We start from the raw sequence: 25,025 nt of genomic DNA, 5'->3' as shown, positions 1-25,025 counted from the left end.
AAGCATAGTTGCTCTGGCGGCAGCGCAAGGTTTTAGTGACCGCTGAATTTGTAAGGAAATGCCTCAAGCGCCGGCTCGCGGCCGCTGGGCGAAGAAAAAAAGACGAAAAAAAGCCCCCGCATGGGGCTGCCATACGGGGGCTTGTGGGCGGGCTTACAGTTTGCCGGCTTCTGCCAGGTCGGCGGGCAGGAAGTCTTTCTTGGCGTCGTAATCGCGCTTCAACCACTGCTGCAGGGCTTGCAGGTCGTCCGGGCTTAAGGTGCCGGCGGTTTGCTTCAAGCGCAGGTTGTTGAGGATGTAGTTGTAGCGGGCGTTGTTGTAGTCACGCACTGAGTTGTACAGCGCACGCTGAGCGTTGAGCACGTCGACGATGTTGCGGGTGCCGACCTGATAGCCAATCTCGTTGGCTTCCACCGCGCTCTGGTTGGAGATGATGGTCTGGCGGCGCGCTTGGATCTGCTCGATGTCGTTATTCACCGCGCGGTGTTGGTCGCGGGTGTTTTGCACCACTTGGCGACGCAGGCTTTCGCGGCTTTGCTCGCTTTGATCTAGTTGATAAGTGGCTTCGCGCACCTTAGAGCTGGTCAGGCCGCCGGTGTACAGCGGTACCGACAGCTGCAAGCCCACGCTGGTTTGCGCGGTGGCGCTGCCGGCGATGCCGCTGTTGAGGCCAAAGCCATCGTTGTCGCCTTGGCTGTAGCTGGCCACGGCATCTAAGGTCGGCAGGTGACCGGACTTCTGCTGGCGCAGGTTTTCGCCGGCGGCATCCACACCAAAGTTCGACGCGCGCAGGTTAAGGTTTTGCGCCAAGGCGGTGTCGACCCATTGTTTGGCATCGTTAGGTACCGGCGGCTTAACCGGGAGCTCGTGGCCCATGCCAACCAGTTGGTCGTAGAACTTGCCGGTTAAGCGGGTCAGCGCTTGCAGGGCGTTTTCCACCACGTTGGCGGCGTTTAAGCGGTTGGCGCGGGCGGTGTCGTAACCGGCTTGCGCTTCCAGTACGTCGGTTTTATCCGACAGACCCACTTCAAAACGCTCACGCGCTTGATCGAGCTGGCGCTTGAAGGCGGCTTCTTCGGCAGTGGTGGCGGCCAAGTTGTCTTCGGCTTGCAGCACGGCGAAGTAGCCTTCGGCGGTTTGCAGAATTAGGTTTTGCGCGGTGGCGGAGAACTCCAGGCCCGCTTGCTCAGACACAGCCTCAGCGGCTTGCAGCTGGAACCAGCGATCAGCGCGGAATAGCGGCTGAGTCAGGTTGGCCTGATACACCAGCGAGCTGCGGTCGGTGTTGCTGGTGGTGCTTTTGTCGAAGTCGGTGTGCACGTCGTTGTAGTTGGCACCGGCACCCAGCTGCGGCAGCAGACCAGCACGGGCCTGCGGTACGCCTTCTTTACGCGCATCAGCGCTGGCGCGCGCGGCGGCTAAGTCGGAGCTATTAGCAACGGCGTCTTCATACAGAGACACCAGATCGGTTTTGCCGGCTACCGGGGTTTCGGCGTGGCCAGCCATAGACGCTGTGGCCAAGGCGATGGCGAAAGACAGTCGACGCAGCATGGGGTTAATTCCTGTAATGGTCAGTCTGCTAATGATGGGGGCGGTGTGGTGCAAGTCCAAGTGCCGATTACAAATAAAAGGCCGCGAGGCCGCCAAAGTGGGCTAAGGATAGGCCATCAGCCTTGGTTTGTGTGACTTGTGAGTCGCTTAGGAAGCGCTAATTTAATGGCTGCACACCACAATCACTTCGTTGTGCGGTGCTCGCCAGTTCGCCTACCCAGGCGGTATGCCTCACTTGCGGCGCTCCGTACGCCTTGTGCTTGAAGCGTTCGCCGATTAAATCAGTGCTCCCTTGCGCGGTGCTGAAAGCGTGACTGGCTGTGTCTTTAACGTCTTCAAACTGGCTAGGTTGTTGCGCCTTGGTTAGACTGAGCGCGTCTTGTCGGGGTGCCTAGTTGTAGGCTGAGATCGGTGCATACCGGAGCCCGTTGAACCTGATCGGGTTAATCCCCGCGGAGGAAACAAGCACCGCCTGCCGTGCCGGCGTTTTGCCTGTTTCCTGCTTACTGAATAACGCAGGAGAGTGTCTGCATGAATGCCCCGCAAAAAGCACCCAAGGCCATGGGTGAGGTTAACCAGCAGGCGGTTCAGCCGCTGCCTAATTCGCGCAAAATTTATGTGCCCGGCTCGCGTCCGGACATCCAAGTGCCGATGCGGGAAATCAGCCTAAGCGACACCCCCACCGATTTTGGCGGCGAGAAAAACGCCCCGGTGCTGGTGTATGACACCTCCGGCCCGTACACCGACCCCAACGTGACCATCGACCTGCGCCAAGGCTTGGCCGATGTGCGTAGTCGTTGGATCGACGAGCGCGGCGATACCGAAATTCTGCCGGGGCTTTCCTCCGAGTTTGGCCGTGCGCGCATGGCCGACGCCGGGCTGGCTAAGCTGCGCTTTGCCCATGTGCGCACCCCGCGCCGCGCCAAGAGCGGCCAGAACGTCTCGCAGATGCACTACGCCAAGCGCGGCATCATCACGCCGGAGATGGAATACGTCGCCATCCGCGAAAACATGAAGCTGGAGCTGGCTCGCGAAGCCGGTTTGCTCGCTCAGCAGCACCCCGGCCACAGCTTCGGGGCGAATATCCCGAAGGTGATCACTCCGGAATTTGTGCGCGAAGAAATCGCCCGTGGTCGCGCGATCATCCCCGCCAACATCAACCACGTTGAGCTGGAGCCGATGATCATCGGCCGTAACTTCTTGGTGAAGATCAACGGCAACATCGGCAACTCGGCGCTGGGCTCGTCCATCGAAGAAGAAGTCGAGAAGCTCACCTGGGGCATCCGCTGGGGCTCAGATACCGTGATGGATTTGTCCACCGGCAAGCACATTCACGAAACCCGCGAGTGGATCATCCGTAACTCACCGGTGCCCATCGGCACTGTGCCTGTGTATCAGGCGCTGGAAAAAGTCGGTGGCATTGCCGAAGACCTGACTTGGGACCTGTTCCGCGACACCCTGATCGAGCAAGCCGAACAGGGCGTGGATTACTTCACTATTCACGCCGGCGTCTTGCTGCGTCACGTACCGCTGACCGCCAAGCGCGTGACCGGCATTGTCAGCCGTGGTGGTTCGATCATGGCTAAGTGGTGCTTGGCGCACCATAAAGAGAATTTCCTCTACACCCACTTTGAGGAAATCTGCGAAATCATGAAGGCTTACGACGTGTCCTTCTCGCTGGGCGATGGCCTGCGTCCTGGCTCGATTGCCGATGCCAACGACGAAGCGCAATTCGGCGAGCTAGAAGCCCTCGGCGAGCTGACCAAGATTGCGTGGAAGCACGATGTACAAACCATGATCGAAGGCCCCGGTCACGTGCCCATGCACATGATCAAAGAGAACATGGACAAGCAGCTGGAATGCTGTGACGAAGCGCCGTTCTACACCTTAGGCCCGCTGACCACCGATATTGCGCCGGGTTATGACCACATCACCTCGGGCATCGGTGCGGCGATGATCGGCTGGTACGGCTGCGCCATGCTCTGCTACGTGACGCCGAAAGAGCACCTCGGTCTGCCCAATAAAGATGACGTAAAAACCGGCATTATCACCTACAAGATCGCCGCCCACGCGGCCGACTTGGCCAAAGGGCACCCGGGCGCGCAGATTCGTGACAATGCACTCTCGAAGGCGCGTTTTGAGTTCCGTTGGGAAGACCAGTTCAACTTAGGCCTCGACCCCGACACCGCACGCAGCTATCACGACGAAACCTTGCCGAAAGACTCGGCCAAGGTGGCGCATTTCTGCTCCATGTGCGGGCCTAAGTTCTGCTCAATGAAGATCACCCAAGAAGTGCGCGATTACGCCGCTGCGCAAGAGCAAGGCGAGCGTATTGAGGCGGTGGATTTGTCGGTCGAAGAGGGCATGAAAGCCAAGGCCGAAGAGTTCAAAGCACAAGGCAGTCAGCTCTATCACAAGCTGTAATACCCGCCTGAGCAGATTGTGTGAAAACGTCGCGAGCGCAGGCTAGGCAAGGCAAAAACAGGCGAAAAAGCGCAGTTTACGTGTGGTAAATGAGCATTTTGAGCCTGTTTTTAACGCCGCATAGCCAAGAGCAGTAGTTTTCACACAGTCTGTGCGGTGACAAAGGCGCACGACAATACCGTGCGCCTTTGTCGTTTTTGCCGCTTTCAAGCCAGGGCATCGCCAGCTAGGCTTGGGGTTAGACAGTCTGAGGAGTCGTCATGGTCGAAGCGCTGACGTTAACGCAAGCCGATGTTGAAGTGCTGAAGCGGGAAACCTGCTTTCAGGGCTTCTATCGTCTGGACCGCGTGCAGTTACGCCACGCCTTATTTGAAGGCGGCATGGGCGCGCCGATTACCCGTGAGCTGTTCGTGCGTCACGATGCCGTGTGCGTGCTGCCCTATGACCCGGTGCATGACCGCGTGGTGCTGATCGAGCAATTTCGCATCGGCGCGCTGGATAAAAGCCAACACCCTTGGCTGGTCGAGCTGGTGGCGGGGCTGATCGACAAAGACGAACAGCCCGAAGAGGTCGCCCGCCGCGAAGCGGTGGAAGAGGCAGGCCTTGAACTCACTCATTTATGGCCGGTCACGGCGTATTACCCGTCGCCGGGCGGCTCGGATGAGCGCGTGCATTTGTTTGTCGGCCGTTGCGATAGCAGCGGCGCTGGCGGCGTGCATGGGCTGGAATGCGAAGGCGAAGATATCCGCGTGCAAGTGTGGGAATTAGAAGATGCATTGGCCGCCGTGCGTGACGGGCGCATCGACAACGCCGCGAGCATTATTGCCCTGCAATGGCTGGCGCTAAATCGCGCTGAGGTGCGTGGGCTGTGGGCGTAGGGTTAGCCAAACCACGCTACCGGGTCGACCTGTGCGGTTTGCAGGCTACCTGCGAGGCGAACTATTACCGCCTGCTGCGCTTGCTGCCGGCAGAGCGCTGCGCGGGCGTTGTGCGCGAAGTGCAGCTGGCCCGCGATGGCCTAGATTTTGGTCGCATGCGCCTAGAGGTGCTGGAAGAATGCCCCTACACCAGCGTGCTGCAAATTAGCTTGCACAGCGCCTTGGCATGGTTGCCTACGCCGCGCTTGTTGGTGCGTGTGTATCACGATGCGCGCATGGCGGAAGTCGGCGGCATGCAAGGTCTACGCTATTTACATGGCGCGTATGGTTACCCGAATCAGGCCATGCATCAGCCCGATGAAAAAGCCCAGCTCAATGGCTATCTGGCCGAGTGGTTAGGCCAAGTGCGTGAGTGCGGCGTGGGTAGCGAAGCACTGGATGTGGATTTTTCGTCATAAGGCGAAGTGTGAAGTGGCTGGCAGCAAAACGCGGTTTTTCCTGCCACGCTCAAGAGTCAGCTTTTACGCTGTGTGAACAGTTTGTGCCGTAACCACGGCTTGTAAGGAGTAGGCGGCATTGCCCAGCCTGATCGATTGCCCCAGTGACCGTCCGCTGACGGTTGTGCAGTTATCTGACAGCCATTTGTTTGCTGAGGCTGACGGCTGCCTGCTGGGCATGGATACCGCGCACAGCTTGGCCAAAGTGGTCGATAAGGTGCAGGCCGAGCAAGCGCAGATCGATTTGCTGCTCGGCACCGGCGACTTAGCACAAGACGCCAGCATGGCGGCCTACCAGCGCTTTGCTGAGCTGACCGCGCCGCTTAAAGCGCCACAGCGCTGGCTGGCCGGCAATCACGACGAAGTGGCACCGATGCAGCAGCTCTGCGCCGCCGATCAGCGTTTGGTGGCCGTGACTGATCTGGGCGCTTGGCGAGTCATTTTGCTCGATACCAGCGTGGAAGGCAGCGTGCCCGGCTACCTGCGTGACGATCAATTACAGCTGTTGGATAACGCCTTGGCTTCAGCGGGAGCGCGACATTGCTTGGTGGTCTGCCACCATCATCCGGTGTCGGTAGGTTGTCAGTGGCTGGAGCCGATTGGGATCAAAAATGCCCAAGCGCTGCTCAGCCGCTTAGATGCCGCACCGCAGGTGAAATGCTTGCTGTGGGGGCACATCCACCAAGAGTTTGACCAGCTGCGCGGGCACTACCGCTTGCTCGCCACGCCGTCTACCTGTGTGCAGTTCGCCCCCGGCAGTGAAGACTTTCAGGTCGACACTCAGCCGCCGGGCTATCGCTGGCTGCGTTTGCTGCCCGATGGCGGGCTGGAAACCGGCGTGTCGCGCGTGACCGGCATCGACTTTGTGGTCGATTACAGCGTCAAGGGTTACTGACTCGGTGACAGTCCCCAGCGCTAAGGCGAGCTGCTAAGGTAGGCGGCCTGTCAGAGTCGTTGGAGCCCACCGCGTGAGCGCCGATTTACCGTTACTCATCTACCTGCATGGCTTTAACAGCTCGCCGCAGTCACTCAAAGTGCGTCTTTTACAGGACGCACTGAGCAAGCTTGGCCACGCCGAACGCTTATACGCCCCGCAATTACCGCACAGCCCCGCCCAAGCGCTGGCGCTGATTGAGCAGCGCATGGCGCAAGAGGTCGTGCCGCCGGTGCTAATCGGCAGCTCCTTAGGCGGCTACTACGCCACCGCACTGGCCGAGAAGCATGGCCTGAAAGCCTTGCTGATTAACCCTGCCGTGGCGCCGTCGCGCTGGGTGAGTGATTACTTGGGGGAGCAGCGCAACTATCACAGCGGCGAAACGTGGCAGCTGACGCAAGACTTTGTCGACGAAATCAACGCCTTGCAGTGCCCGCCGCCGTGCGCCGGGCAGCGCTATCAGGTATGGTTGCAAACCCAGGATGAAACCCTCGATTATCGCGATGCAGTGGCCTATTACCGAGGCTGCGCGCTGCGGGTAGAGCCCGGCGGCGAGCACGGATTTCGCCACTTTGCCGCACACATTCCGGCGCTGTTGGCCTTTGCTGGCTGGCCGCCAAGCGTGTGGCAAAACCCCGCTAACCCCAGCCAATTGCGTTAATCGACCACGTACAAGAAAGGCCTATGACCAGTTATAACGCCGACGCTATTGAAGTCCTCTCCGGCCTCGATCCGGTGCGCAAGCGCCCGGGCATGTACACCGACACCGCACGCCCCAACCATCTTGCGCAAGAAGTCATCGACAACAGCGTCGACGAAGCGCTGGCCGGTCACGCCAGCTGCGTGACGGTCGTGCTGCACGCCGATAACTCGCTGGAAGTCAGCGACGATGGTCGAGGCATGCCGGTGGATATTCACCCCGAAGAAGGCATTTGCGGCGTCGAGCTGATCCTCACCAAGCTGCACGCCGGCGGTAAGTTCTCCAATAAGAACTACCAGTTCTCCGGCGGTTTGCACGGCGTGGGTATCTCGGTGGTCAACGCCCTGTCGAATCGCGTTGAGGTGCGGGTTAAGCGCGATGGTCAGGAATACCAGATGGCCTTCGAGAACGGCTTTAAAGCCAGCGAGTTGGCCGTGGTCGGCAGCGTCGGCAAGCGCAACACTGGCACCACTGTGCACTTCTGGCCGGATGCGCAGTATTTCGATTCGCCGAAGTTTTCCGTCAGCCGCTTAAAGCACCTGCTCAAGGCCAAGGCCGTGCTGTGTCCGGGCCTGAAAGTGGTATTCGATGACCGTAACAGCGGTGAAGTGCTCGAATGGCACTACCAAGACGGCCTGCGCGCCTATTTGCTCGATAGCATCGGCGAAGCCGAGCGCCTGCCCGAAGTGCCGTTCCATGGCTCCATGGCAGGTAATAAGGAAGCCTGCGACTGGGCCGTGCTGTGGCTGCCAGAAGGCGGTGAAAGCCTGCAGGAAAGCTACGTTAACTTGATTCCCACCGCGCAAGGCGGCACCCATGTCAATGGCCTGCGCCAAGGCCTGCTGGATGCGCTGCGCGAGTTCTGCGAATTCCGTAACTTGCTGCCGCGTGGCGTCAAGCTAGCGCCGGAAGATGTCTGGGAACGCATCAGCTACGTGCTGTCGATGAAGATGCAGGAGCCGCAGTTCTCCGGGCAAACCAAAGAGCGACTGTCGTCGCGCGAAGCCGCCGCGTTTGTTTCTGGCATCGTCAAAGACGCCTTCAGCCTGTGGCTCAACCAGCACGCCGACATAGGTCAGCAGCTGGCCGAATTGGCGATCAGCAACGCCAGCCGACGCTTAAAAGCCGGCAAAAAAGTCGAGCGGAAAAAGATCACCCAAGGCCCAGCATTGCCCGGCAAATTGGCTGATTGTGTGGGTCAAGACCCGCGCCGCAGCGAGCTGTTCTTGGTGGAAGGTGACTCCGCCGGCGGCAGTGCCAAACAAGCGCGCGATAAAGAGTTCCAAGCCATCATGCCGCTGCGCGGCAAGATTCTGAATACCTGGGAAGTTGACGCCGGCGAAGTGCTCGGCAGCCAAGAAGTGCACGACATCGCCGTGGCCATCGGCGTTGACCCCGGCGCGGCGGATTTAACTCAGCTGCGCTACGGCAAGATCTGCATCCTCGCCGATGCCGACTCCGACGGTCTGCACATCGCCACCTTGCTGTGCGCTTTGTTCGTGCAGCATTTCCGCCCGCTGGTCGAGGCCGGCCATGTGTTCGTTGCCATGCCACCGCTGTTCCGTATCGACCTCGGCAAAGAGGTGTTTTACGCCCTGGATGAGCCCGAGCGGGACGGCATTCTCGAGCGCATCACTGCCGAGAAAAAACGCGGCAAGCCGCAAGTCACCCGCTTTAAAGGCTTGGGTGAGATGAACCCGCTGCAGCTGCGCGAAACCACCATGGACCCCAACACCCGCCGCTTGGTGCAGCTAACCTTGGATGACGAACAAGGCACGCTGGAGATCATGGACATGCTGCTGGCGAAAAAACGCTCCGGCGACCGCAAAAGCTGGCTCGAAAGCAAAGGCAATCTGGCCGAGGTGCTGGGCTAATGCGGCGTGGTTTGCTGGCGCTGGCGCTCACTGCGCTGGCGCTTAACAGCCATGCCGAAGAAGCCACTTGGCCGCAATTGCAGCTGGCTAAGGCATGGCCAGTGGAAGGTCTGTTTGGCGGCAATTTATCCGGCGTGACTGAGTGTCGTGGCCAGCTGTGGGCTATTTCGGATCGCGTCGATGATGCGGTGTTTCGCCTGCGTGAAGACGGCGAGGTGCTACGTGCCGAGGCGCTGATGTTTGCCTTGCCGCCCAGCCCGCCGAGCCCGCTACCGTTCGGCATGCGGGCGCGCAACTGGTTGGCGGCGCAGTTACGCGGCGGCGAATTAGATTTTGAAGGCATGGACTGCGACCAAGACGGCAACCTGTATTTGGTCAGCGAAAGCCGTGTCGCGGTGCTCAAACTTGCTCGCAACGGTAAAGCCGAATGGCTGCGGTTGCCGAAAAAGCTTTGGTCGCAAGCCCGTGCACGCGGCTTGTTTCAGCGCTTTAACGCCTACGCCGAAGGCTTGGCCGTTAGCCCCGATGGACAACAGTTGTGGCTGGCTGCCGAGCGCGAACCGCGCGGTTTGCTCAGCGTGCAGAACACCAGCAAGGGCTGGCAGTGCAGCAGCGCTTGTGTGCTGAGTGTCGATGCCGGCACTCGTGCAGCGTGGGATGGTGTCAGTGCGCCGATTGCTTTGGACTACACCGCGCTGAGCCTGTATCAGCAGCGCTTGTTTACCCTAGAGCGCTCTGAGCACCGCATTTGTCGCCGCGATACCGCCAAGGGCGAACTGCAGCGCTGCTGGGGTTTTGCCGAAACCCTGCAAGATGACCAATACCGCTACAACACCCCCTATGGCGTGGCCGAGGCCATGAGCCTAGACGCCGAAGGCGCTTGGGTAGGTATCGATAACGGCGATAAAGCACGCCTGAGTGATGGCGACACGCGACCGTATTTGTTCCGCTTTAACCTGCCGCAAGGCGGCTGGATGGCCCGATGAGCGAAGCCCCGCCAGACGGCGTACGCAAACAGGGCCGCGCGATGATGATCATCGCGTGGATTATCGGTATGGCCTTGGCCGTGCAGTTTTTCGCCCAGTGGGAGAAAAAACAGCTCAACCCCAACAGTGTGCCGGTCAGCGAGCAGCTCAGCGACGGCAGTGTTGAGGTGGTGCTTAAGCGCAATCGACAGGGCCATTACGTGGCTTCCGGCACCATCAACGGCGTGGCTGTGGTGTATCTGCTGGATACCGGCGCCACCGATGTGGCAATCCCCGAAAGCCTCGCTGCCGAGTTGCAGTTGGAAGAAGGTCTGCCCGTCGAGCTGGCCACCGCCAACGGCATTAGCCGTGGTTATCGCACGGTGCTTAAGCGCCTCACCTTAGGCGATCTGCGCTTATTTGATGTGCGCGCCACCGTGGCGCCGAATTTGGCCGGCCACGAAGTGTTGCTCGGCATGAGCGCGTTAAAACAATTGGAATTTACCCAACGCGGCGACGAACTACGCCTGCGTTTGGCGGCAACAACACGGGAAGCCCACCAATGAGTGATACCCAAGACCTGAGCCTCGAAGGCGTTGAGCGCCGCTCGCTGGCCGACTTTACCGAGCAGGCGTACCTCAACTACTCGATGTACGTGATCATGGACCGCGCTTTGCCGCATATCGGCGACGGCTTAAAGCCCGTGCAGCGGCGCATTGTCTATGCCATGAGCGAGCTGGGCTTGAGTGCCGACTCCAAGCACAAGAAGTCGGCGCGTACTGTCGGTGATGTGCTGGGTAAGTACCACCCGCACGGTGATAGCGCCTGTTATGAGGCCATGGTGCTGATGGCGCAGCCGTTCTCGTACCGCTATCCGCTGGTCGACGGCCAAGGTAACTGGGGTGCGCCGGACGACCCGAAATCCTTCGCCGCCATGCGTTATACCGAAGCACGTTTGTCGCGTTACTCCGAAGTGCTGCTCAATGAGCTGGGCCAAGGCACGGTGGATTGGCAGCCCAACTTCGACGGTACCATGGACGAGCCGCAAGTGTTGCCGGCGCGCTTACCTAACCTGCTGCTCAACGGCACCACCGGCATCGCCGTGGGCATGGCCACCGACGTGCCGCCGCATAACCTGCGCGAAGTGGCGGCCGCGTGCGTGCGCTTGCTGGAGCAGCCCGAGACCAGCCTTGAACAGCTGATGGAACACGTGCCGGGGCCGGACTTCCCTACCGAAGCGGAGATCATCACCGCGGCGGAAGACCTGCAGAAGATGTACACCACCGGCCGTGGCTCGGTGCGTATGCGTGCCGTGTACTGCATTGAAGATGGCGAAGTGGTAGTCACCGCGCTGCCGCATCAGGTGTCTGGCGCTAAGGTGCTGGAGCAAATCGCTGGGCAAATGCAGGCCAAAAAGCTGCCGATGGTTAGCGACTTGCGTGACGAATCCGATCACGAGAACCCCACCCGCATCGTGATTGTGCCGCGCTCTAACCGCATCGACCTGCAAGAGCTGATGCGTCACCTGTTTGCCACCACCGATTTAGAGTCCAGCTACCGGGTTAACCTCAACGTGATCGGCCTCGACGGTCGCCCGCAAGTGAAGGGCCTCAAAGAGCTGCTCAGCGAATGGCTGGTGTACCGCATCGGCACCGTGCGCCGCCGTTTGGAGTTCCGCTTAGATAAGGTCGAGCGGCGTTTGCACCTGTTGGAAGGCTTGCTGATTGCCTTCTTAAACCTCGACGAAGTGATCCACATCATCCGCACCGAGGATCAGCCCAAGCCGGTGCTGATGGAGCGCTTTGGCCTCACCGAAGTGCAAGCCGATTACATTCTCGATACCCGCTTGCGTCAGTTAGCGCGCCTCGAAGAAATGAAGATTCGCGGCGAGCAAGATGCGCTCGCTAAAGAGCGCGCCGAACTGCTGGCGCTGCTGGGTAACGAAGGCAAGCTGCGCAATTTAGTACGCGAAGAACTGATTGCCGATGCCGAAACCTATGGCGACGAGCGCCGCTCCCCGCTGGTGGTGCGTGCCGAAGCCAAAGCGCTGTCCGAAGCCGACCTAATGCCCACCGAGCCGGTCACTGTGGTGTTGTCGGAAAAAGGCTGGGTGCGCTGCGCTAAGGGCCACGATGTGGACGCCGCTGCGCTGTCGTATAAAGCCGGCGACAGTTATCTGGGCAGTGCTATCGGCCGCTCTAATCAACAAGCGGTGTTCCTCGATACCACGGGGCGTAGTTATTCGCTGGCCGCGCACAGCTTGCCATCCGCACGTGGGCAGGGCGAGCCGCTGACTGGTCGCTTGCAGCCACCGGCGGGTGCGAGCTTCGAGCATGTCTTGCTGCCTGAAGATGAAACGCTGCTGATCGTCGCCAGCGATGCCGGTTACGGTTTTGTGGTGAAGGGCGCCGATTTACTGGCGAAAAACAAGGCCGGCAAGGCGCTGCTTAACTTGCCCGATAACGCTCGGGTGATGCCGCCCAAACCGCTGCACAAGCTTGAAAACGATTTGCTCGCCGCAGTAACCAGCGAAGGCCGTCTGCTGCTGTTTAAAGTGGCCGACTTGCCGCAGCTGTCGAAGGGTAGGGGCAATAAGATCATCGGCATTCCGACCGATCGCGCCAGTAAGCGTGAAGAGTTACTGGTGGATCTGGCCGTGGTGCCCGAGGGCGCAAGCTTAGTGTTGCAAGCCGGCAAGCGCAATCTGACCTTAAAGCCCGACGACTTGGTGCATTACCAAGGTGAGCGTGGCCGCCGGGGTAATAAGCTGCCGCGTGGCTTCCAGAAGGTCGATCGCCTTGAGGTGAATGCGCCGGAGGCTTAAGCCGCCGTGCTAAAAACAACCACGCCGAGCAATGCTCGGCGTGGTTGTTTAGAGGGTCAGGGAGCTGTTGTTTTAATCAGTGGCTCAGTAGTGTGCATGCTCAGTGCACAAACATCCGATTGATACGCCCAGCCAAGCGGCGCACCACCCAGCGCGGCGCCAAACGCGGGGTTAGGGTCAGCAGCTTGTTAAACAGGCCGGGGATAATAATCGCGCGATTTTTTGCCAGCCCGCGCACGGCAATCAGTGCGACCTGATCGGCGCTCATCATCAGCGGCGAGTTGTCCAGTTTGCTGGCGTCGATACCGGCTTGAGCGAAGAAGTGCGTACGCGTGGGGCCGGGGCACAACACGCTGACGCCAATCCCTAAGGGTTTGAGTTCTTCGCGTAACCCTTCGGAGAAATTCAGCACATAGGCTTTGCTGGCGTAGTAGCTGCTCATCCACGGGCCGGGCTGGAAGGCCGCAGCGGAGGCGACATTGAGAATCTGCCCGCCGCTTTGCCGCGCCATCAGCCCACCAATGCCATGGCACAGCTGGGTGAGGGCGAGAATGTTGACTTCCAGTTCTTGCTTTTCGTCGGCCCACTCTTGAGCGAGAAACGCGCCGGCGGTGCCAAGGCCCGCGTTATTCACCAGCAGGTCGATGGCTAAGCCAGACTCTTCCACTTCTTGAATCAAGCCGGTGACTTGCAGTGGCTTGCTCAGGTCGCAGGCGCGCACCAACACCTCAACGCCAAAGCGACGTTGCAGTTCGTTGGCAATCTGGTGCAGTTGTTCTTTGTTGCGGGCCAGCAGCATTAGCGCCCGCCCTTGGCGAGCGAGCGCTTCAGCCAACGCCAGCCCAAGACCGGAGCTGGCGCCTGTGACTAAGGCAAAGGCCGTCACTTATTGCTGCTGTTCGAGTTGCTGTTGGTATTCCAAGAAGGCCTCTTCGTCGAAGCCTTCCATGCCCTCCATACCCTCCATGCCTTCACCGCCCATCATGCCGGCGTTTTCCATGTAGGCCATGTAGGCAGGCAGGCTGATCGCCATTGTGATCGGCACAATCACCAGAATCACGATAAAGATGCCGGCGGCAACTTTAACCCCTGTGCTATTGGCTGGCGGCGGTGGGCCGAAGCGGTTCGGGCCTTGAGTGCCGGGCATGAAGAGCATCAGGAAGGGGAAGACGATGTTCACAAACGGTACGAAGTTGAGCAGCACCAACCACCCACTCCAGCCGATGTCGTGCAGACGCTGCACGCTGAAGCTGACCGAGTAAACCATAGAGGCGATAAAGGCCGCGATGCCGATCAACCAGCCCAGCGGGGCGAGGAAGTCGCCAATCACCATGCCGGCGGCGACGCCGATGATGGCATAGGCCACGAGGACTAACAGTAGGTTCCACGCCAGCAGGCGCAGGCGCCCAATGCGGCCGTCGAAGTTTAGGTATTTCAGCTCGCCTTCTTCGCCGGTGTTGTCATACACCGCCGCTTGCGGGGTGGCATAGGGCGAGGCTGCGCTGCTGGTAGCCGGCTGAATGCTGGCTTCAAACTCGGTCTGACGGGCGAGGAATTTTTCGATGATGATGCCGCAGCCGGAGCACTCGGCGGCTTTGGGTTGCTCGAAACCGCACTTAGGGCAGCTCATGCGGTCATCGGCTTGCGCCTGCATGGCCGGCGATGCGCTGGCCGTTTGTGGTTCTGGTTCAGGATGATCGTCAGTGGCGACTAAACTCAGGGCCGAGGCTAAGTCATTTTCTTTGCTGACTTTGGCGCCGGCACGTTGCAAGGCGGTGAGGTATTTTTCGGCTTGGGCGCCGCTTAAATCTCGCTTCAGCGCGACCGGTTTGCCGGAGAACAGCTGACGGATTTTGTCGATATCTGACTTGAACAGCTGAGCTAAGTTTTGTTCTACCTGAGCCAGATCGAAGTCAGGCATCAGCTCCCCAGAAAACATGATCTTGTAGCGAACGTCGCTCATCCTGATTCCCTTGTGCGATGGTTTTTGTAATTTCCCGCGCACAGGTTAACGCCGTACTGGTGCACTGTCAGCCCCTCGTGCGGGGGATGATGGCTGCTGGCGCGGGCTGCGCGGCAGGTTAAAAGCAAGCACAGTGCCAGCATGGGGGAGGGCTGGTTAGCCGCTCCCCAGTCCCACTCACAAGGCCAAACGAGCGCGGGCGGCGCGGTATTCGTCTTCCATGCGCTGCACGAGGTCGGCCACGCTGGGAATGTCGTGAATGCCGCTCACGCCTTGGCCGGCCGACCACACGGTCTTCCACGCTTTGGCTTCGTCATCCACGGGTTTGAGTTTTTCGCCGTAGTTAACATCGCCTTTGTCGTTCAGCTTGGCGAGGTCATAGCCGGCCTTTTCTAAGCTCTGGCGCATAAAGCTGGCTGGTACGCCGGAAACCGCCGGGGTGTGAATGATGTCGCCAGACTGCGCGTCCAACAGCATTTGCTGGTATTCGGCGCTGGCACCGTTCTCTTGGGTGGCGATAAAGCGCGTGCCGGCGTAGGCCAAGTCGGCGCCCATGGCTTGCGCGGCCAGAATGTCGTGGCCGTGGTTTAAGCAGCCGGCCAGTAGCACGGTTTTGTCGAAGAACTCGCGCACTTCATTGATCAGCGCAAAGGGGTTCAAAGTGCCGGCATGCCCGCCAGCGCCGCCGCTCACGCAAATCAAACCGTCTACGCCAGCCTCAGCGGCTTTCTTGGCGTGACGCTTGTTGGTGACATCGTGGAACACTAAGCCGCCGTAGCTGTGCACGGCGTCGACCACTTCTTTCACCGCGCCGAGGCTGGTGATGATCAGCGGTACTTTGTGCTTCACGCACAGTTCTAAGTCGGCCTGCAGGCGGGGATTGCTGTGGTGCACGATCAGGTTGACGGCGTACGGCGTGGTGCACTGGCTGGCGTTAAGCCCGGCTTGGATTTCTTCCAGCCACTGCTCAAAGCCTTCGCTAGTGCGCTGGTTAAGCGCCGGAAAGCTGCCGACGATGCCGGCGCGGCAGCAGCCAAGCACCAGGTTAGGGTTGGAAACCAGAAACATCGGCGCTGCAATCAATGGCAGGCGCAGGTTGTGTAGAGCTTGCGGTAAGGCCATGGGTTTCTCCTTAAACGGGGCGGTTAGAACGGACGCACCACCACCAAAATGACAATCGCCAGCAGGAACAGCACCGGCACTTCGTTAAACCAACGGTAGAACACGTGACCACGGGTGTTTTCATCACGGGCGAAGCGCTTCATCTGTGCGCCGCACACATGGTGATAACCAATCAATACGAACACTAAGGTCAGCTTGGCGTGCATCCACCCTTGGCTTAAGTAGTAGGGGTAGTTGAGGTACAGCAGCGCCGCGCCGGCCAGCACCGTGACAATCATCGACGGCAGCATGATGCCGCGATACAGCTTGCGCTCCATGATCTTAAAGCGCTCGCGGCTGGGCTGGTCGTCGCTCATGGCGTGATAGACAAACAGGCGCGGCAAGTAGAACAAGCCGGCGAACCAGCAGACCATGGCGATCAGGTGCAGGGCTTTGAGCCACAAATACAGCATGGAACTTCCTTAGCGGTTGAGTTGGTAATAGTGGTCGAGGGCTTCACGGGTCACCACGCCGGCGGGGCGCGGCGCGCTGCGTCGACGGCGGACCATCAAACACAGCACTTCATGGCCTTGATTGCTCAGTGCATCGAGGGCTTCTTGTACGGTGGCTTGCATCGGCAGCATACACAGGTCGCGGCGTTCGCCGGGCATGCTGAGCAAATCCAGCGGCGCGTTGTGCTCTAGCTCCAGCTGGCTGGCGAGGTCGGCGGCGCGCAGCAGGGCGACGGGCTTGTCGTCGCGCTCGACGATAATCCAGCGCGGCAGGCGCTTGGCAAACAGGTCTTTGGCATGGGCCAGCTCAACGTGCCGTGGCAGGCAGATAAAGTCGCGCTCCATCAGTGTGCTGGCCCCCACCGCCTGCATGGCTTGCACTTGCGGGCTAAAGCGAATGCCGATGCCTTGCTGGCGCAGCGACTGTAAGAATACTGAGCCTTGGCCAAGAACTTGGCTGGTGGTCAGGTTGGCGATGGCCACCACCAACATGCCGGGGAAGACGATATTGGGGTTGTGGGTGAGCTCCAGCAGAGCAATCAGCGCCGCCAGTGGCGCTTGCAGAATGGCGCCCATCGCGGCCGCCATGCCGAGCATGGCGTACAAACCGCTGGGTGAGCGCAGGCCAAACAGCTCTTGGCCAATTAAACCCAGCGCGCCGCCTAAACAGGCGCCACAGACCAGAATTGGCGAGATCAGCCCAGCCGGTAAACCCAAGCCAATGCTGGTGGCGGTGAGCAAGGTTTTTACCAGTGCCAAGGCGAGCAGCACGCCGAGTGATAACTGGCCGATCAGCGCGGCGTTAAGGCTGTCGTAACCCATGCCCATGGCCTGCGGCAGAAACCAGCCGACGGCGCCGGTGAGCACGCCGATGCCAATCAGGCGGATAAAAAACGGCCCGCGCGCCCAGCGTTGGCAAAACAGCAAGCACCAAGAAAACATCGCCCCGAGCCCGCCAAGAGCCATGCCACAGACCACCAGCCACGGCACCTCCCACAGACTGCCGAGCGCCAAAGGCGGCACGTTGATCACACTGCCGGAGCCATACACCAACTGCGACATCAAAGCGCCGGTGACGGCGGCAAGGGTGAGAGGCAACAGGCTGGCGAGGCTGAAATCCAACAAGATAATTTCGATAGCGAAGATCACCCCGGCCAGCGGAGTGTTAAACGAAGCGGCAATCGCCGCCGCAGCGCCACAGCCAACCAAGGTGCGCATCGAGTTATTCGGCAAACGCATCCACTGGCCGATCAAGCTGCTGGCAGCGGCGCCTAAGTGCACGGCGGGGCCTTCACGGCCGACGGAAAAGCCGCTGCCTAAGGTCATCACGCCAAGGTTGAACTGGTTAATTAGGCTACGCAGGTTGAAATAGCCTTGGTGGTGCGAGAAGCGCTCCAGCACATGGGCGATGCCCATACGGCGGTCAGCGTCGCTTTGTTTCCACAGGTATAGGGCGATCAGCACCGCACCAATAACCGGCAGAGCAAGGCGCCACAGCGGGTCGAGGTTTTCAAAGGCTTCGGCTTGGCTGCCGTTGATGGCCTCCAAGATGCCTTCTACCGAGGCGCGAAACAGCAGTACCACAAAGCCCGTCACTAAACCGGCCAATAAACCCAGCAAGGCCAACTGTGGCGCAGCCTCTACCGACGCCAGTTGTTCGCGAAAACGGTCTAAAACGGGACGAACGTGCAACTTCACGCAAAGTCAGCCTTTTGCTGCGCGCCGCGTGGCGCTTTATTATGCATGCCTTATTTTTAGCGTATCCGGGAGGCAGAGATGATCAAGGTAGGTATCGTTGGCGGAACAGGGTATACCGGCGTAGAGCTGTTGCGCCTGCTGGTTCAGCACCCGGATGTGCAGCTTGAGGTTATCACTTCCCGCTCTGAGGCGGGGCTGCCTGTGGCGGATATGTACCCCAATTTGCGCGGTCATCTGGATTTGGCTTTCAGCCAGCCAGACGTCAACACCCTCAAACAATGCGACTTGGTGTTCTTCGCCACGCCCAACGGCATTGCTATGCAGCAAGTGCCCGAGCTGCTCGAAGCAGGCGTGAAAGTGGTCGACTTGGCCGCTGACTTCCGCCTGAGTGACCCTGCGGTGTGGGAGAAGTGGTACGGCATGCCGCACGCCTGCGAAAACATTCTGGCCGAGGCGGTCTACGGCCTGCCGGAAATTAACCGCGCTAAGGTGCGCGAGGCGCGCTTGGTGGCGAACCCAGGCTGCTACCCCACGGCGGTGCAGTTGGGCTTCTTGCCGCTGGTAGAGCAAGGCCTGATTCGTGGCGATCTTGTGGCTGACTGTAAATCCGGTGTCAGCGGCGCCGGTCGGCAGACTCACTTGGGCAGCTTGTTGTGTGAGGCCTCGGAAAACTTTAAGGCCTACGGCGTGCCGGGCCATCGTCACCTGCCAGAAATTCGCCAAGGCTTGGCGCGCGCCGCTGGGCATGAGATCGGCCTGACCTTTGTGCCGCATCTCACCCCGATGATTCGCGGCATTCACGCTACTTTGTATGCGCAAGTGCCGGACCGCAGTGTCGATCTGCAAGCCTTGTACGAGCAGCGTTACGCCAACGAGGTATTCGTCGATGTGATGCCTGCTGGCAGCCATCCAGAAACCCGCAGCGTGAAGGGCAGCAACCGTTGCCGCATCGCTATTCATCGCCCGCAAGACGGCGACACTGTGGTGATCCTCTCGGCCATCGACAACTTGGTCAAAGGGGCCGCAGGGCAGGCGGTGCACAACATGAACCTGATGTTTGGTCTGGATGAGCAAGCTGGTCTTGGTCATGTGGCGTTGCTGCCCTAATGGCGAAGAAACGTCAGCAAGCCGATTGGCAAGTCAGGGTTGTACAGCCGGGACAGGGGCGGTGGAAAAACGCCGTCCTGCTGCTGGCGGCGGTGCTGCTGCCGTTGGCGGTGTACGCCGGCTATCAGTGGCGCGATTACGAAGTGGGCGCAGCATTGGATGGTCACGACGCGCTGGTCGAGCGCTTGGCCCAGTCGGAAGAGGCCGAGCAAACCCTAATGCAGCGCCAAGCTGTGCTCGAAAGTGGTGGCCGCCTGGCGCAGCAAGCCACCGAGCAAAGCCGGCAAACCATCAAAATGCTGGAAGCGGAAGTGTTTCAGCTGCAGCAAGACTTGGCCTTCTACAAAGAGGCCGTGGCGCCGGGTAGCCGTCGCGATGGTTTAACCATTCACGCCTTTGAGCTACAGCCCACGGACGATGCGCAGTTGTTCCGCTATAAGTTCATGCTCAGCCGCTTGGGCGATGACGAAAAATCACTCAAGGGCCAATTGAAGATTGAAGTGCTCGGCCAAGAGGGCAACAAAGCCAAACGTATGCCGCTGCATGAGCTCTCTGAACAGGTGAGCAAAGACGGCATCCAGTTTGGCTTTAAGCATTATCAGCTGTACCCCGCAGCCGGGCGTTTTGCCGAGCTACGCTTGCCGGAGGGCTTTGTGCCGCAGCGTATTCGCATCTTGGCCGTAGTGGCCGGGCAGAAGCAGCCCATCGAGCGAACCTTTGACTGGATTAATCAGGAGTAAGTCGTGTTCAACAAGAAAAATCCGCGTGCCGACATGAGTCAGTTTTCCGGTCAAACCAGTGTGATTGCCCACAACACCGCGCTGAAAGGCGATATCGAACTGGCCGGCGCGCTGCAGGTGGATGGCTTCGTGCAAGGCACCATCAATGCCGAACAAGGCTTAGTGCGGGTGAGTGACAAGGGCCGGGTTGAAGGCCGAGTGAGCGCGCCCCATATCATCATTAACGGCGAAGTGCAGGGCGATGTATTTGCCCTAGAGCACATCGAACTGGGCGCCACCGCACGCATTCGCGGCAACTTGCACTATCGGCTGATGGAAATGGCCATGGGCGCGCAAGTCGAAGGTCAGCTGCGCTATCTGGGGGATGAAGCCGTGCAGCCGAGCGGCAGTGAAGAAGCGCTGGTCAATAGTTGACCATTTTGCTCGGGTAACAGGATAATAAGCGCGTTGTGATAGGGCTTAGGCCCGTGGAGAGTAGTACATGTCTGTTGAAACCTTTGAGCCGACCCCTCTGATCTTCACCAATGGTGCGGCCAATAAGGTGAAGACCTTGATCGAAGAAGAAGGCAACCCACGCTTAAAGCTGCGTGTGTTTGTCACCGGCGGCGGCTGCTCGGGCTTCCAGTACGGTTTCACCTTCGATGAAGACGTCGCCGATGATGACACCATCGTCCAGCGCGAAGGTGCCAGCTTGGTGATCGACCCGATGAGCTTCCAGTACTTGGCCGGCTCCGAGGTCGACTATCAGGAAGGCCTCGAAGGCTCGCGCTTTGTGATTAAAAACCCCAATGCAGCGACCACTTGTGGTTGCGGTCAGTCGTTCTCGATTTGATCGGCTGAAGGTAAAAAAGCGCCCTAGGGCGCTTTTTTAATGCCTGCGATGAGTCCCTTAGGCAGGGTAAATCGCCCCCAAAACACGCAAGCCGCGCGCGCCGGTCACCGCCGGGCGGTTGCCCGGCGTGCCATCGACACAGCATTTGGCCAGCCAAGCAAAAGCCATGGCCTCGAGCCAGTCTGGATCAGCGCCGAGCGCTTGCGTGGTGTCTACATGGAGCGCTGGCAGAGCTTGTTGCAGTAGTGCCATTAACTGCCGGTTGTGCGCGCCGCCGCCGCACACCAGCAAACGCTGACACTGCGGCTGTTGCGCGAGCAAAGCTTGGCTAATGCAGTGCGCCGTGAGGGCACAGAGTGTGGCCTGAATATCCACCGCTTCCAGCTTCTCACCAAAACGCTTCAACTGCGCTTGCAGCCATGCAGGGTGAAAGTATTCGCGCCCGGTGCTTTTGGGGCCGCGCTGGGCGAAGAAGGGGTCTTCCAGTAGCTGGGTCAGTAGCGTGTGGTTAACGTGTCCGCTGGCCGCCCAAGTACCGTCAGCGTCGTAATCTTGCCCGCGATGCAGGCGAATCCACGCGTCCATCAGCGCATTGCCCGGGCCGCAGTCAAAGCCTTGTACGGCGGCGCCGGGGGTGAGCAAGGTCAGGTTGCTAAAGCCGCCGATGTTGACCAGCGCGCGCACTTCGATGTCATCGGCAAATAACTGCTGATGAAACGCTGGTACCAATGGTGCGCCTTGACCGCCGGCGGCAATATCTCGACTGCGAAAATCGGCGACTACGCTAATGCCGGTCAACTCGGCCAATAGAGCAGGCGCGCCAATTTGCACACTGAAGCCGCGTGCAGGTTCGTGACGCACGGTTTGTCCGTGGCTGCCTATGGCGCAGATGTCGGCGGCGGTTAAGTTCTGCTCGGCGAGCAGCTGTTTAATGCCTGTGGCAACACACTCGGCCCACGCATTGCCGGCCACGGCTTGTCGGGCTAGTTCATCGGGGCCGCTCTGGCACAGTGCTAACAACTCGCTGCGCAGGGCCTCTGGCAGGGGCGAAAAATAATGGGCCAGCAACTGAGGCTGGCCCAAGAGGTCGGTTAGGGCGATGTCGATACCGTCCAGACTAGTGCCCGACATCACCCCCAAATAAAGCGCCATGTTACTCCGAACGTTTGGCGAGCAAGGTCTTCTTGCCGCTTTCCAGCTGAGCAAACAGTGGTTGCGTTTGCTGCAAGAAGCGTTGTTTTTCGTTGGCGGCGATGGGGTCAGCCATCGGCAGCTTGATCGACAGCGGGTCACGGTGCACGCCGTTAACTAGGAACTCGTAATGCAAGTGCGGGCCGGTCGACAAGCCGGTGGTGCCGATGTAGCCGATCACCTGTCCTTGCTTGACCGCCACACCATTGCGCACGCCACGGGCGAAGCCGTTCATATGCGCATACAGGGTGCGGTAGGTGCCGCCGTGTTGAATGATCACCGTGTTGCCGTAGCCGCCTTTGCGGCCAGCCAGAATCACCTTGCCGGCGCCCGCTGCCTTAATCGGCGTGCCGCGCGGAGCGGCATAGTCCACACCTTTGTGGGCGCGGATCTTGTTCAAAATCGGATGCTTGCGGCCCATGGAGAAGCGCGAGCTGATGCGCGCGAAGTCCACAGGTGTGCGAATAAACGCTTTACGCATCGACTGCCCGTTGGGCAGGTAGTAACTGGTGATGCCTTGCTTGTTGGTGTAGCGAACCGCTTGGTATTCCTTGCCGCGGTTGGTAAAGCGTGCGGCAAGAATTTCGCCGGTGCCGACTTTTTCGCCGTCCACTTGCTTCTCTTCGTAAACCAACTCGAAGTGATCGCCTTTGCGGATTTCACGGGCAAAGTCGATGTCGTAGCCGAAGATGTTCGCCAGCTCCATGACCAAGCCGTGGCTCATGCCGGCGCGCTTGCCGGCCAAGAACAGCGATGACTCAATCGAACCTTGGGTGTAACGGGTGTGCACCTCGGGCTTCACTTCATGGCGCTGAAACTTAAAGCCTTTTTCTTCACGCGCGAGCTCAATGCTGGCTAGCTTGTTCAGTTGCGAACGCATGGCCTGCAGTTCGCCGTCTTCAATGCGGAATTCCAGCACTTGGCCGACTTTCAAACGTGTGAATTGCTTGGCGTCTTTGCTGCTATTCAGCGCTGCATGCAGCTGGGTAGCGCTCAGGCCAGCACGATTAAACAGTGTCGAGAGGGTTTCACCGGAGGCAACCGCGAGGCTCAGCCATTCAGGCTCAGCCGGCGCGACGGGCTCTGGCGTCTCTGCCAGCAGCGCTTGTTCATCTTCTTCAACGGGCGTATCGAGCAGCTCGGTAGTTTCTTCGCTGTCGTCGTCATCGCTGCTGAAAAAGCCAAACAGGCCACCGCGGCTTTCGCTATCGTCGTCGCTGCTGTTTTCTGCAACAGACTCACGTACCGAATCATCAAGCGCGGCGGCATGCGTGTTACCCGCTTTGGCGCTTAAAACCTCAGGTTTTTGCGGCGCTAGGGCTGGGGAGTCTGCGATATCTGCCGTTTCTAAGGGCAGGTCTAACTCAAGCGGCGAACTACGTTTGGCTTCCACTTCGCGCGAAGGAAACACCAACAGCGTCAGGCTCATAAGCGCGGCAACGCCACTGGCGGCGAGCAGATGACTGCGCGGGTAGTACGGCTTGTTATTCTTCTGGCGAGAATTCATCGGTCTTTAAAGGGCCGGTGTTATGCAATAACTGTATAAAATATAACCAGACGCTTGTTTGATCAATCATCAAAACGTCATGGTTCCCCCATTTCCGCTTGGCGGGCGGATTTGTTTTTAGTCCCCTGCATTGTAAGCTGAGTTCCCTTTGTGTCTGTGGATTCTTTCAAGAGGATAAGAATGAAGTCGCTGGATGATCAGTTGGCGCTGATTCGTCGTGGGTCTGAAGAGATTCTGGTCGAAGACGAATTGATCGAAAAACTTAAGCAGGGGCGCCCACTGCGCATTAAGGCCGGCTTCGATCCGACCGCACCGGACCTGCACTTGGGTCACACGGTGCTTATTAATAAGCTGCGCCAGTTCCAAGAGCTGGGCCATCAGGTGATCTTCCTGATTGGCGACTTCACCGGCATGATCGGTGACCCGACCGGCAAGAACGTCACCCGTCAGCCGTTGACGCGTGAGCAGGTGCTGCAGAACGCCGAGACCTATAAAGAGCAGGTGTTCAAGATTCTCGATCCGGCTAAGACCGAGGTGGCGTTTAACTCTACGTGGATGGACGCTATGAGTTCGGCTGAGCTGATTCAGTTAGCCGCCAAGCACACCGTAGCGCGCATGCTGGAGCGTGATGATTTTTCCAAGCGCTATGCGGCCAATCAGTCGATTGCTATTCATGAGTTTCTCTACCCGCTAGTGCAGGGCTACGACTCCGTAGCACTGAAGGCGGATGTCGAGCTGGGTGGCACTGATCAGAAATTCAACCTGCTGATGGGCCGTGAACTGCAACGTGCCTACGGGCAGGAACCGCAGATCATCCTGACCATGCCGTTGTTGGAAGGCTTGGATGGGGTGAAGAAGATGTCCAAGTCACTGGGCAACTATGTAGGCATCCAAGAAGCGCCAGGCGTCATGTACAACAAGCTGGTCTCCATGCCGGATACGCTGATGTGGCGTTACTTCGAGCTGCTGAGCTTCCGCAGCATGGACGAAATCGAGCAGTTCAAGCGTGATGTCGAGGCAGGTGCTAATCCGCGCGATATCAAGATCAAGCTGGCGGAAGAGCTTGTCGCGCGCTTCCATGGTGAAGAGGCTGCGCAGAATGCCCATAAGTCAGCGGGCAATCGCCTAAAAGACGGAGAGCTGCCAGAAGATCTGCCCGAGGTGACGTTAGAGGGCGAGGGCGATATGCCGATCTCCGCCATCCTTAATAAGGCGGGTCTGGTTAAGAATGCGGCGGCAGCACGTGATGTGCTGGCTTCGGGTTCCGTGCGCATCGATGGTGCAGTGGTTGATCGCGATTTCCTCTTCAAGCAAGGCGCGACGCACGTTTGCCAGGCCGGTAAAAAAGCCTTCGCGCGCATCACGCTGAAATAACTGCAAAAAACAGTTGACCGCAAAAATGCCGTCCCTATAATGCGCCCCACTTCGCAGCGAGTCGTAACTGATTGACTTAGTTAAGGTTTTTGCGAGGTGGGGCGGCAATAGGAGCTGTCCTGAGGGTTTTGTGGCTCGCTTCGGCGAGGTGTGAAAAGGCTCGAAAATGAGGTGTTGACACAGAGCTTGCTCAGTGTAGAATGCGCCTCCCGCTGACGAAGCCGGCTTTAACGAGTGGCTTTTTTAAGTGGCTGAATCGAAAGAAAAAATTCTTCGAAACAGTGCTTGACAGCGAAATGAGGTGCTGTAGAATGCGCCCTCGGTTAAGCGAGCTGCTTAGCCAAATTGCTCTT

The 25,025-nt window shown here is 59.1% G+C and carries 22 protein-coding genes and 1 riboswitch; of the genes, 14 read left to right on the top strand and 8 right to left on the bottom strand.

The genetic code is table 11. The features are described 5' to 3' along the window. Positions 1 to 153: 153 nt before the first annotated feature. The gene (locus BMX80_RS13330; RefSeq protein ID WP_071873403.1) at positions 154 to 1,551 is read right to left on the bottom strand and encodes a TolC family outer membrane protein; all 1,398 of its coding nucleotides are present in this window, start codon (positions 1,549 to 1,551) and stop codon (positions 154 to 156) included. 373 nt (positions 1,552 to 1,924) lie between these two features. After that, positions 1,925 to 2,029, top strand: a riboswitch (TPP riboswitch). 53 nt (positions 2,030 to 2,082) lie between these two features. On the opposite strand from BMX80_RS13330, the gene thiC reads away from it, so the two are divergent. From thiC to parC, 9 genes are all read left to right on the top strand, one after another. Continuing rightward, positions 2,083 to 3,975, top strand: a complete 1,893-nt coding sequence (gene thiC, locus BMX80_RS13325) for a phosphomethylpyrimidine synthase ThiC (RefSeq protein ID WP_074869319.1) — start codon at positions 2,083 to 2,085, stop codon at positions 3,973 to 3,975. Between the two features lie 260 nt (positions 3,976 to 4,235). Beyond that, positions 4,236 to 4,853, top strand: coding sequence for an NUDIX domain-containing protein (locus tag BMX80_RS13320; protein WP_074869316.1), 618 nt, complete (start codon positions 4,236 to 4,238; stop codon positions 4,851 to 4,853). Then, positions 4,844 to 5,311 (top strand): DUF1249 domain-containing protein, encoded by a 468-nt coding sequence (locus BMX80_RS13315; protein ID WP_074869313.1) that lies wholly within the window; start codon positions 4,844 to 4,846, stop codon positions 5,309 to 5,311. The genes BMX80_RS13320 and BMX80_RS13315 overlap by 10 nt, the downstream gene beginning before the upstream one ends. 118 nt (positions 5,312 to 5,429) lie before the next feature. Beyond that, positions 5,430 to 6,245, top strand: coding sequence for a 3',5'-cyclic-AMP phosphodiesterase (cpdA, locus tag BMX80_RS13310; RefSeq protein ID WP_074869310.1), 816 nt, complete (start codon positions 5,430 to 5,432; stop codon positions 6,243 to 6,245). Positions 6,246 to 6,318: 73 nt separating this feature from the next. Next, positions 6,319 to 6,945, top strand: a complete 627-nt coding sequence (locus BMX80_RS13305) for a YqiA/YcfP family alpha/beta fold hydrolase (protein WP_074869308.1) — start codon at positions 6,319 to 6,321, stop codon at positions 6,943 to 6,945. Between the two features lie 23 nt (positions 6,946 to 6,968). Next, entirely contained in the window at positions 6,969 to 8,858 is a 1,890-nt protein-coding gene (parE, locus tag BMX80_RS13300; RefSeq protein ID WP_071873397.1) for a DNA topoisomerase IV subunit B, read from the top strand. Then, positions 8,858 to 9,844: an esterase-like activity of phytase family protein gene (locus tag BMX80_RS13295; protein WP_074869305.1), complete on the top strand. Its 987-nt coding sequence runs from the start codon at positions 8,858 to 8,860 to the stop codon at positions 9,842 to 9,844. Before parE ends, BMX80_RS13295 begins: the two co-directional genes overlap by 1 nt. Then, positions 9,841 to 10,389, top strand: coding sequence for a retropepsin-like aspartic protease family protein (locus BMX80_RS13290; RefSeq protein WP_074869303.1), 549 nt, complete (start codon positions 9,841 to 9,843; stop codon positions 10,387 to 10,389). Before BMX80_RS13295 ends, BMX80_RS13290 begins: the two co-directional genes overlap by 4 nt. Beyond that, a complete protein-coding gene (gene parC / locus BMX80_RS13285; RefSeq protein WP_074869301.1) occupies positions 10,386 to 12,647 on the top strand; it encodes a DNA topoisomerase IV subunit A in 2,262 nt (753 codons plus the stop codon). The genes BMX80_RS13290 and parC overlap by 4 nt, the downstream gene beginning before the upstream one ends. Positions 12,648 to 12,747: 100 nt before the next feature. On the opposite strand, the gene BMX80_RS13280 is transcribed toward parC, so the two are convergent. The 5 genes from BMX80_RS13280 to BMX80_RS13260 all read right to left on the bottom strand — a co-directional run bounded on the left by BMX80_RS13280 (position 12,748) and on the right by BMX80_RS13260 (position 17,921). Continuing rightward, complete coding sequence (locus tag BMX80_RS13280) at positions 12,748 to 13,533, bottom strand: SDR family NAD(P)-dependent oxidoreductase (RefSeq protein WP_074869298.1); 786 nt, start codon at positions 13,531 to 13,533, stop codon at positions 12,748 to 12,750. Further along, a complete protein-coding gene (locus BMX80_RS13275; protein ID WP_074869295.1) occupies positions 13,534 to 14,610 on the bottom strand; it encodes a DUF805 domain-containing protein in 1,077 nt (358 codons plus the stop codon). 177 nt (positions 14,611 to 14,787) lie between these two features. Continuing rightward, positions 14,788 to 15,732 carry an NAD(P)H-dependent flavin oxidoreductase gene (locus BMX80_RS13270; RefSeq protein ID WP_074869292.1) on the bottom strand — a complete coding sequence of 315 codons (945 nt, stop codon included), beginning with the start codon at positions 15,730 to 15,732 and terminating at the stop codon, positions 14,788 to 14,790. Between the two features lie 23 nt (positions 15,733 to 15,755). Next, positions 15,756 to 16,184: a protoporphyrinogen oxidase HemJ gene (hemJ, locus tag BMX80_RS13265; protein WP_071873390.1), complete on the bottom strand. Its 429-nt coding sequence runs from the start codon at positions 16,182 to 16,184 to the stop codon at positions 15,756 to 15,758. A gap of 9 nt (positions 16,185 to 16,193) precedes the next feature. Then, positions 16,194 to 17,921 carry a chloride channel protein gene (locus tag BMX80_RS13260; protein WP_074869289.1) on the bottom strand — a complete coding sequence of 576 codons (1,728 nt, stop codon included), beginning with the start codon at positions 17,919 to 17,921 and terminating at the stop codon, positions 16,194 to 16,196. 78 nt (positions 17,922 to 17,999) lie between these two features. On the opposite strand from BMX80_RS13260, the gene argC reads away from it, so the two are divergent. From argC to erpA, 4 genes are all read left to right on the top strand, one after another. Further along, positions 18,000 to 19,028 (top strand): N-acetyl-gamma-glutamyl-phosphate reductase, encoded by a 1,029-nt coding sequence (gene argC / locus BMX80_RS13255; protein ID WP_074869287.1) that lies wholly within the window; start codon positions 18,000 to 18,002, stop codon positions 19,026 to 19,028. Next, positions 19,028 to 19,768 carry a DUF6776 family protein gene (locus BMX80_RS13250; protein ID WP_083394326.1) on the top strand — a complete coding sequence of 247 codons (741 nt, stop codon included), beginning with the start codon at positions 19,028 to 19,030 and terminating at the stop codon, positions 19,766 to 19,768. Before argC ends, BMX80_RS13250 begins: the two co-directional genes overlap by 1 nt. 3 nt (positions 19,769 to 19,771) lie before the next feature. Further along, entirely contained in the window at positions 19,772 to 20,182 is a 411-nt protein-coding gene (locus BMX80_RS13245) for a bactofilin family protein (RefSeq protein WP_074869284.1), read from the top strand. A 67-nt stretch (positions 20,183 to 20,249) separates the two neighbouring features. Further along, positions 20,250 to 20,600 carry an iron-sulfur cluster insertion protein ErpA gene (gene erpA / locus BMX80_RS13240; RefSeq protein ID WP_071873386.1) on the top strand — a complete coding sequence of 117 codons (351 nt, stop codon included), beginning with the start codon at positions 20,250 to 20,252 and terminating at the stop codon, positions 20,598 to 20,600. 57 nt (positions 20,601 to 20,657) lie between these two features. Here the strand turns inward: erpA and BMX80_RS13235 are convergent, their stop codons facing one another. Both BMX80_RS13235 and BMX80_RS13230 read right to left on the bottom strand, forming a co-directional pair. Beyond that, positions 20,658 to 21,752 (bottom strand): anhydro-N-acetylmuramic acid kinase, encoded by a 1,095-nt coding sequence (locus BMX80_RS13235; protein ID WP_074869281.1) that lies wholly within the window; start codon positions 21,750 to 21,752, stop codon positions 20,658 to 20,660. Between the two features lies 1 nt (position 21,753). Continuing rightward, complete coding sequence (locus BMX80_RS13230; protein ID WP_074869279.1) at positions 21,754 to 23,298, bottom strand: OapA family protein; 1,545 nt, start codon at positions 23,296 to 23,298, stop codon at positions 21,754 to 21,756. Between the two features lie 180 nt (positions 23,299 to 23,478). Between BMX80_RS13230 and tyrS the strand changes: the two genes are divergently transcribed. Beyond that, positions 23,479 to 24,672: a tyrosine--tRNA ligase gene (gene tyrS / locus BMX80_RS13225; protein ID WP_074869276.1), complete on the top strand. Its 1,194-nt coding sequence runs from the start codon at positions 23,479 to 23,481 to the stop codon at positions 24,670 to 24,672. Positions 24,673 to 25,025 lie beyond the last annotated feature (353 nt).

This window comes from Atopomonas hussainii, from assembly GCF_900109735.1.
Taxonomy (GTDB): Bacteria; Pseudomonadota; Gammaproteobacteria; order Pseudomonadales; family Pseudomonadaceae; genus Atopomonas; species Atopomonas hussainii.
The sequence above is the reverse complement of the archived record's forward strand: the minus strand, read 5'-3'. Positions and strand labels throughout refer to the sequence as shown.

What these genes read in the sequence shown, in the direction of transcription:
- BMX80_RS13295 (WP_074869305.1), top strand. Translation starts at nt 8,858, where the DNA reads ATGCGGCGTGGTTTGCTGGCGCTGGCGCTCACTGCGCTGGCGCTTAAC.
- BMX80_RS13235 (WP_074869281.1), bottom strand. Translation starts at nt 21,752, where the DNA reads ATGGCGCTTTATTTGGGGGTGATGTCGGGCACTAGTCTGGACGGTATC.
- BMX80_RS13330 (WP_071873403.1), bottom strand. Translation starts at nt 1,551, where the DNA reads ATGCTGCGTCGACTGTCTTTCGCCATCGCCTTGGCCACAGCGTCTATG.
- parC (WP_074869301.1), top strand. Translation starts at nt 10,386, where the DNA reads ATGAGTGATACCCAAGACCTGAGCCTCGAAGGCGTTGAGCGCCGCTCG.
- tyrS (WP_074869276.1), top strand. Translation starts at nt 23,479, where the DNA reads ATGAAGTCGCTGGATGATCAGTTGGCGCTGATTCGTCGTGGGTCTGAA.
- BMX80_RS13320 (WP_074869316.1), top strand. Translation starts at nt 4,236, where the DNA reads ATGGTCGAAGCGCTGACGTTAACGCAAGCCGATGTTGAAGTGCTGAAG.
- erpA (WP_071873386.1), top strand. Translation starts at nt 20,250, where the DNA reads ATGTCTGTTGAAACCTTTGAGCCGACCCCTCTGATCTTCACCAATGGT.
- parE (WP_071873397.1), top strand. Translation starts at nt 6,969, where the DNA reads ATGACCAGTTATAACGCCGACGCTATTGAAGTCCTCTCCGGCCTCGAT.
- argC (WP_074869287.1), top strand. Translation starts at nt 18,000, where the DNA reads ATGATCAAGGTAGGTATCGTTGGCGGAACAGGGTATACCGGCGTAGAG.
- BMX80_RS13270 (WP_074869292.1), bottom strand. Translation starts at nt 15,732, where the DNA reads ATGGCCTTACCGCAAGCTCTACACAACCTGCGCCTGCCATTGATTGCA.
- hemJ (WP_071873390.1), bottom strand. Translation starts at nt 16,184, where the DNA reads ATGCTGTATTTGTGGCTCAAAGCCCTGCACCTGATCGCCATGGTCTGC.
- thiC (WP_074869319.1), top strand. Translation starts at nt 2,083, where the DNA reads ATGAATGCCCCGCAAAAAGCACCCAAGGCCATGGGTGAGGTTAACCAG.
- BMX80_RS13290 (WP_074869303.1), top strand. Translation starts at nt 9,841, where the DNA reads ATGAGCGAAGCCCCGCCAGACGGCGTACGCAAACAGGGCCGCGCGATG.
- BMX80_RS13275 (WP_074869295.1), bottom strand. Translation starts at nt 14,610, where the DNA reads ATGAGCGACGTTCGCTACAAGATCATGTTTTCTGGGGAGCTGATGCCT.
- BMX80_RS13250 (WP_083394326.1), top strand. Translation starts at nt 19,028, where the DNA reads ATGGCGAAGAAACGTCAGCAAGCCGATTGGCAAGTCAGGGTTGTACAG.
- BMX80_RS13230 (WP_074869279.1), bottom strand. Translation starts at nt 23,298, where the DNA reads ATGAATTCTCGCCAGAAGAATAACAAGCCGTACTACCCGCGCAGTCAT.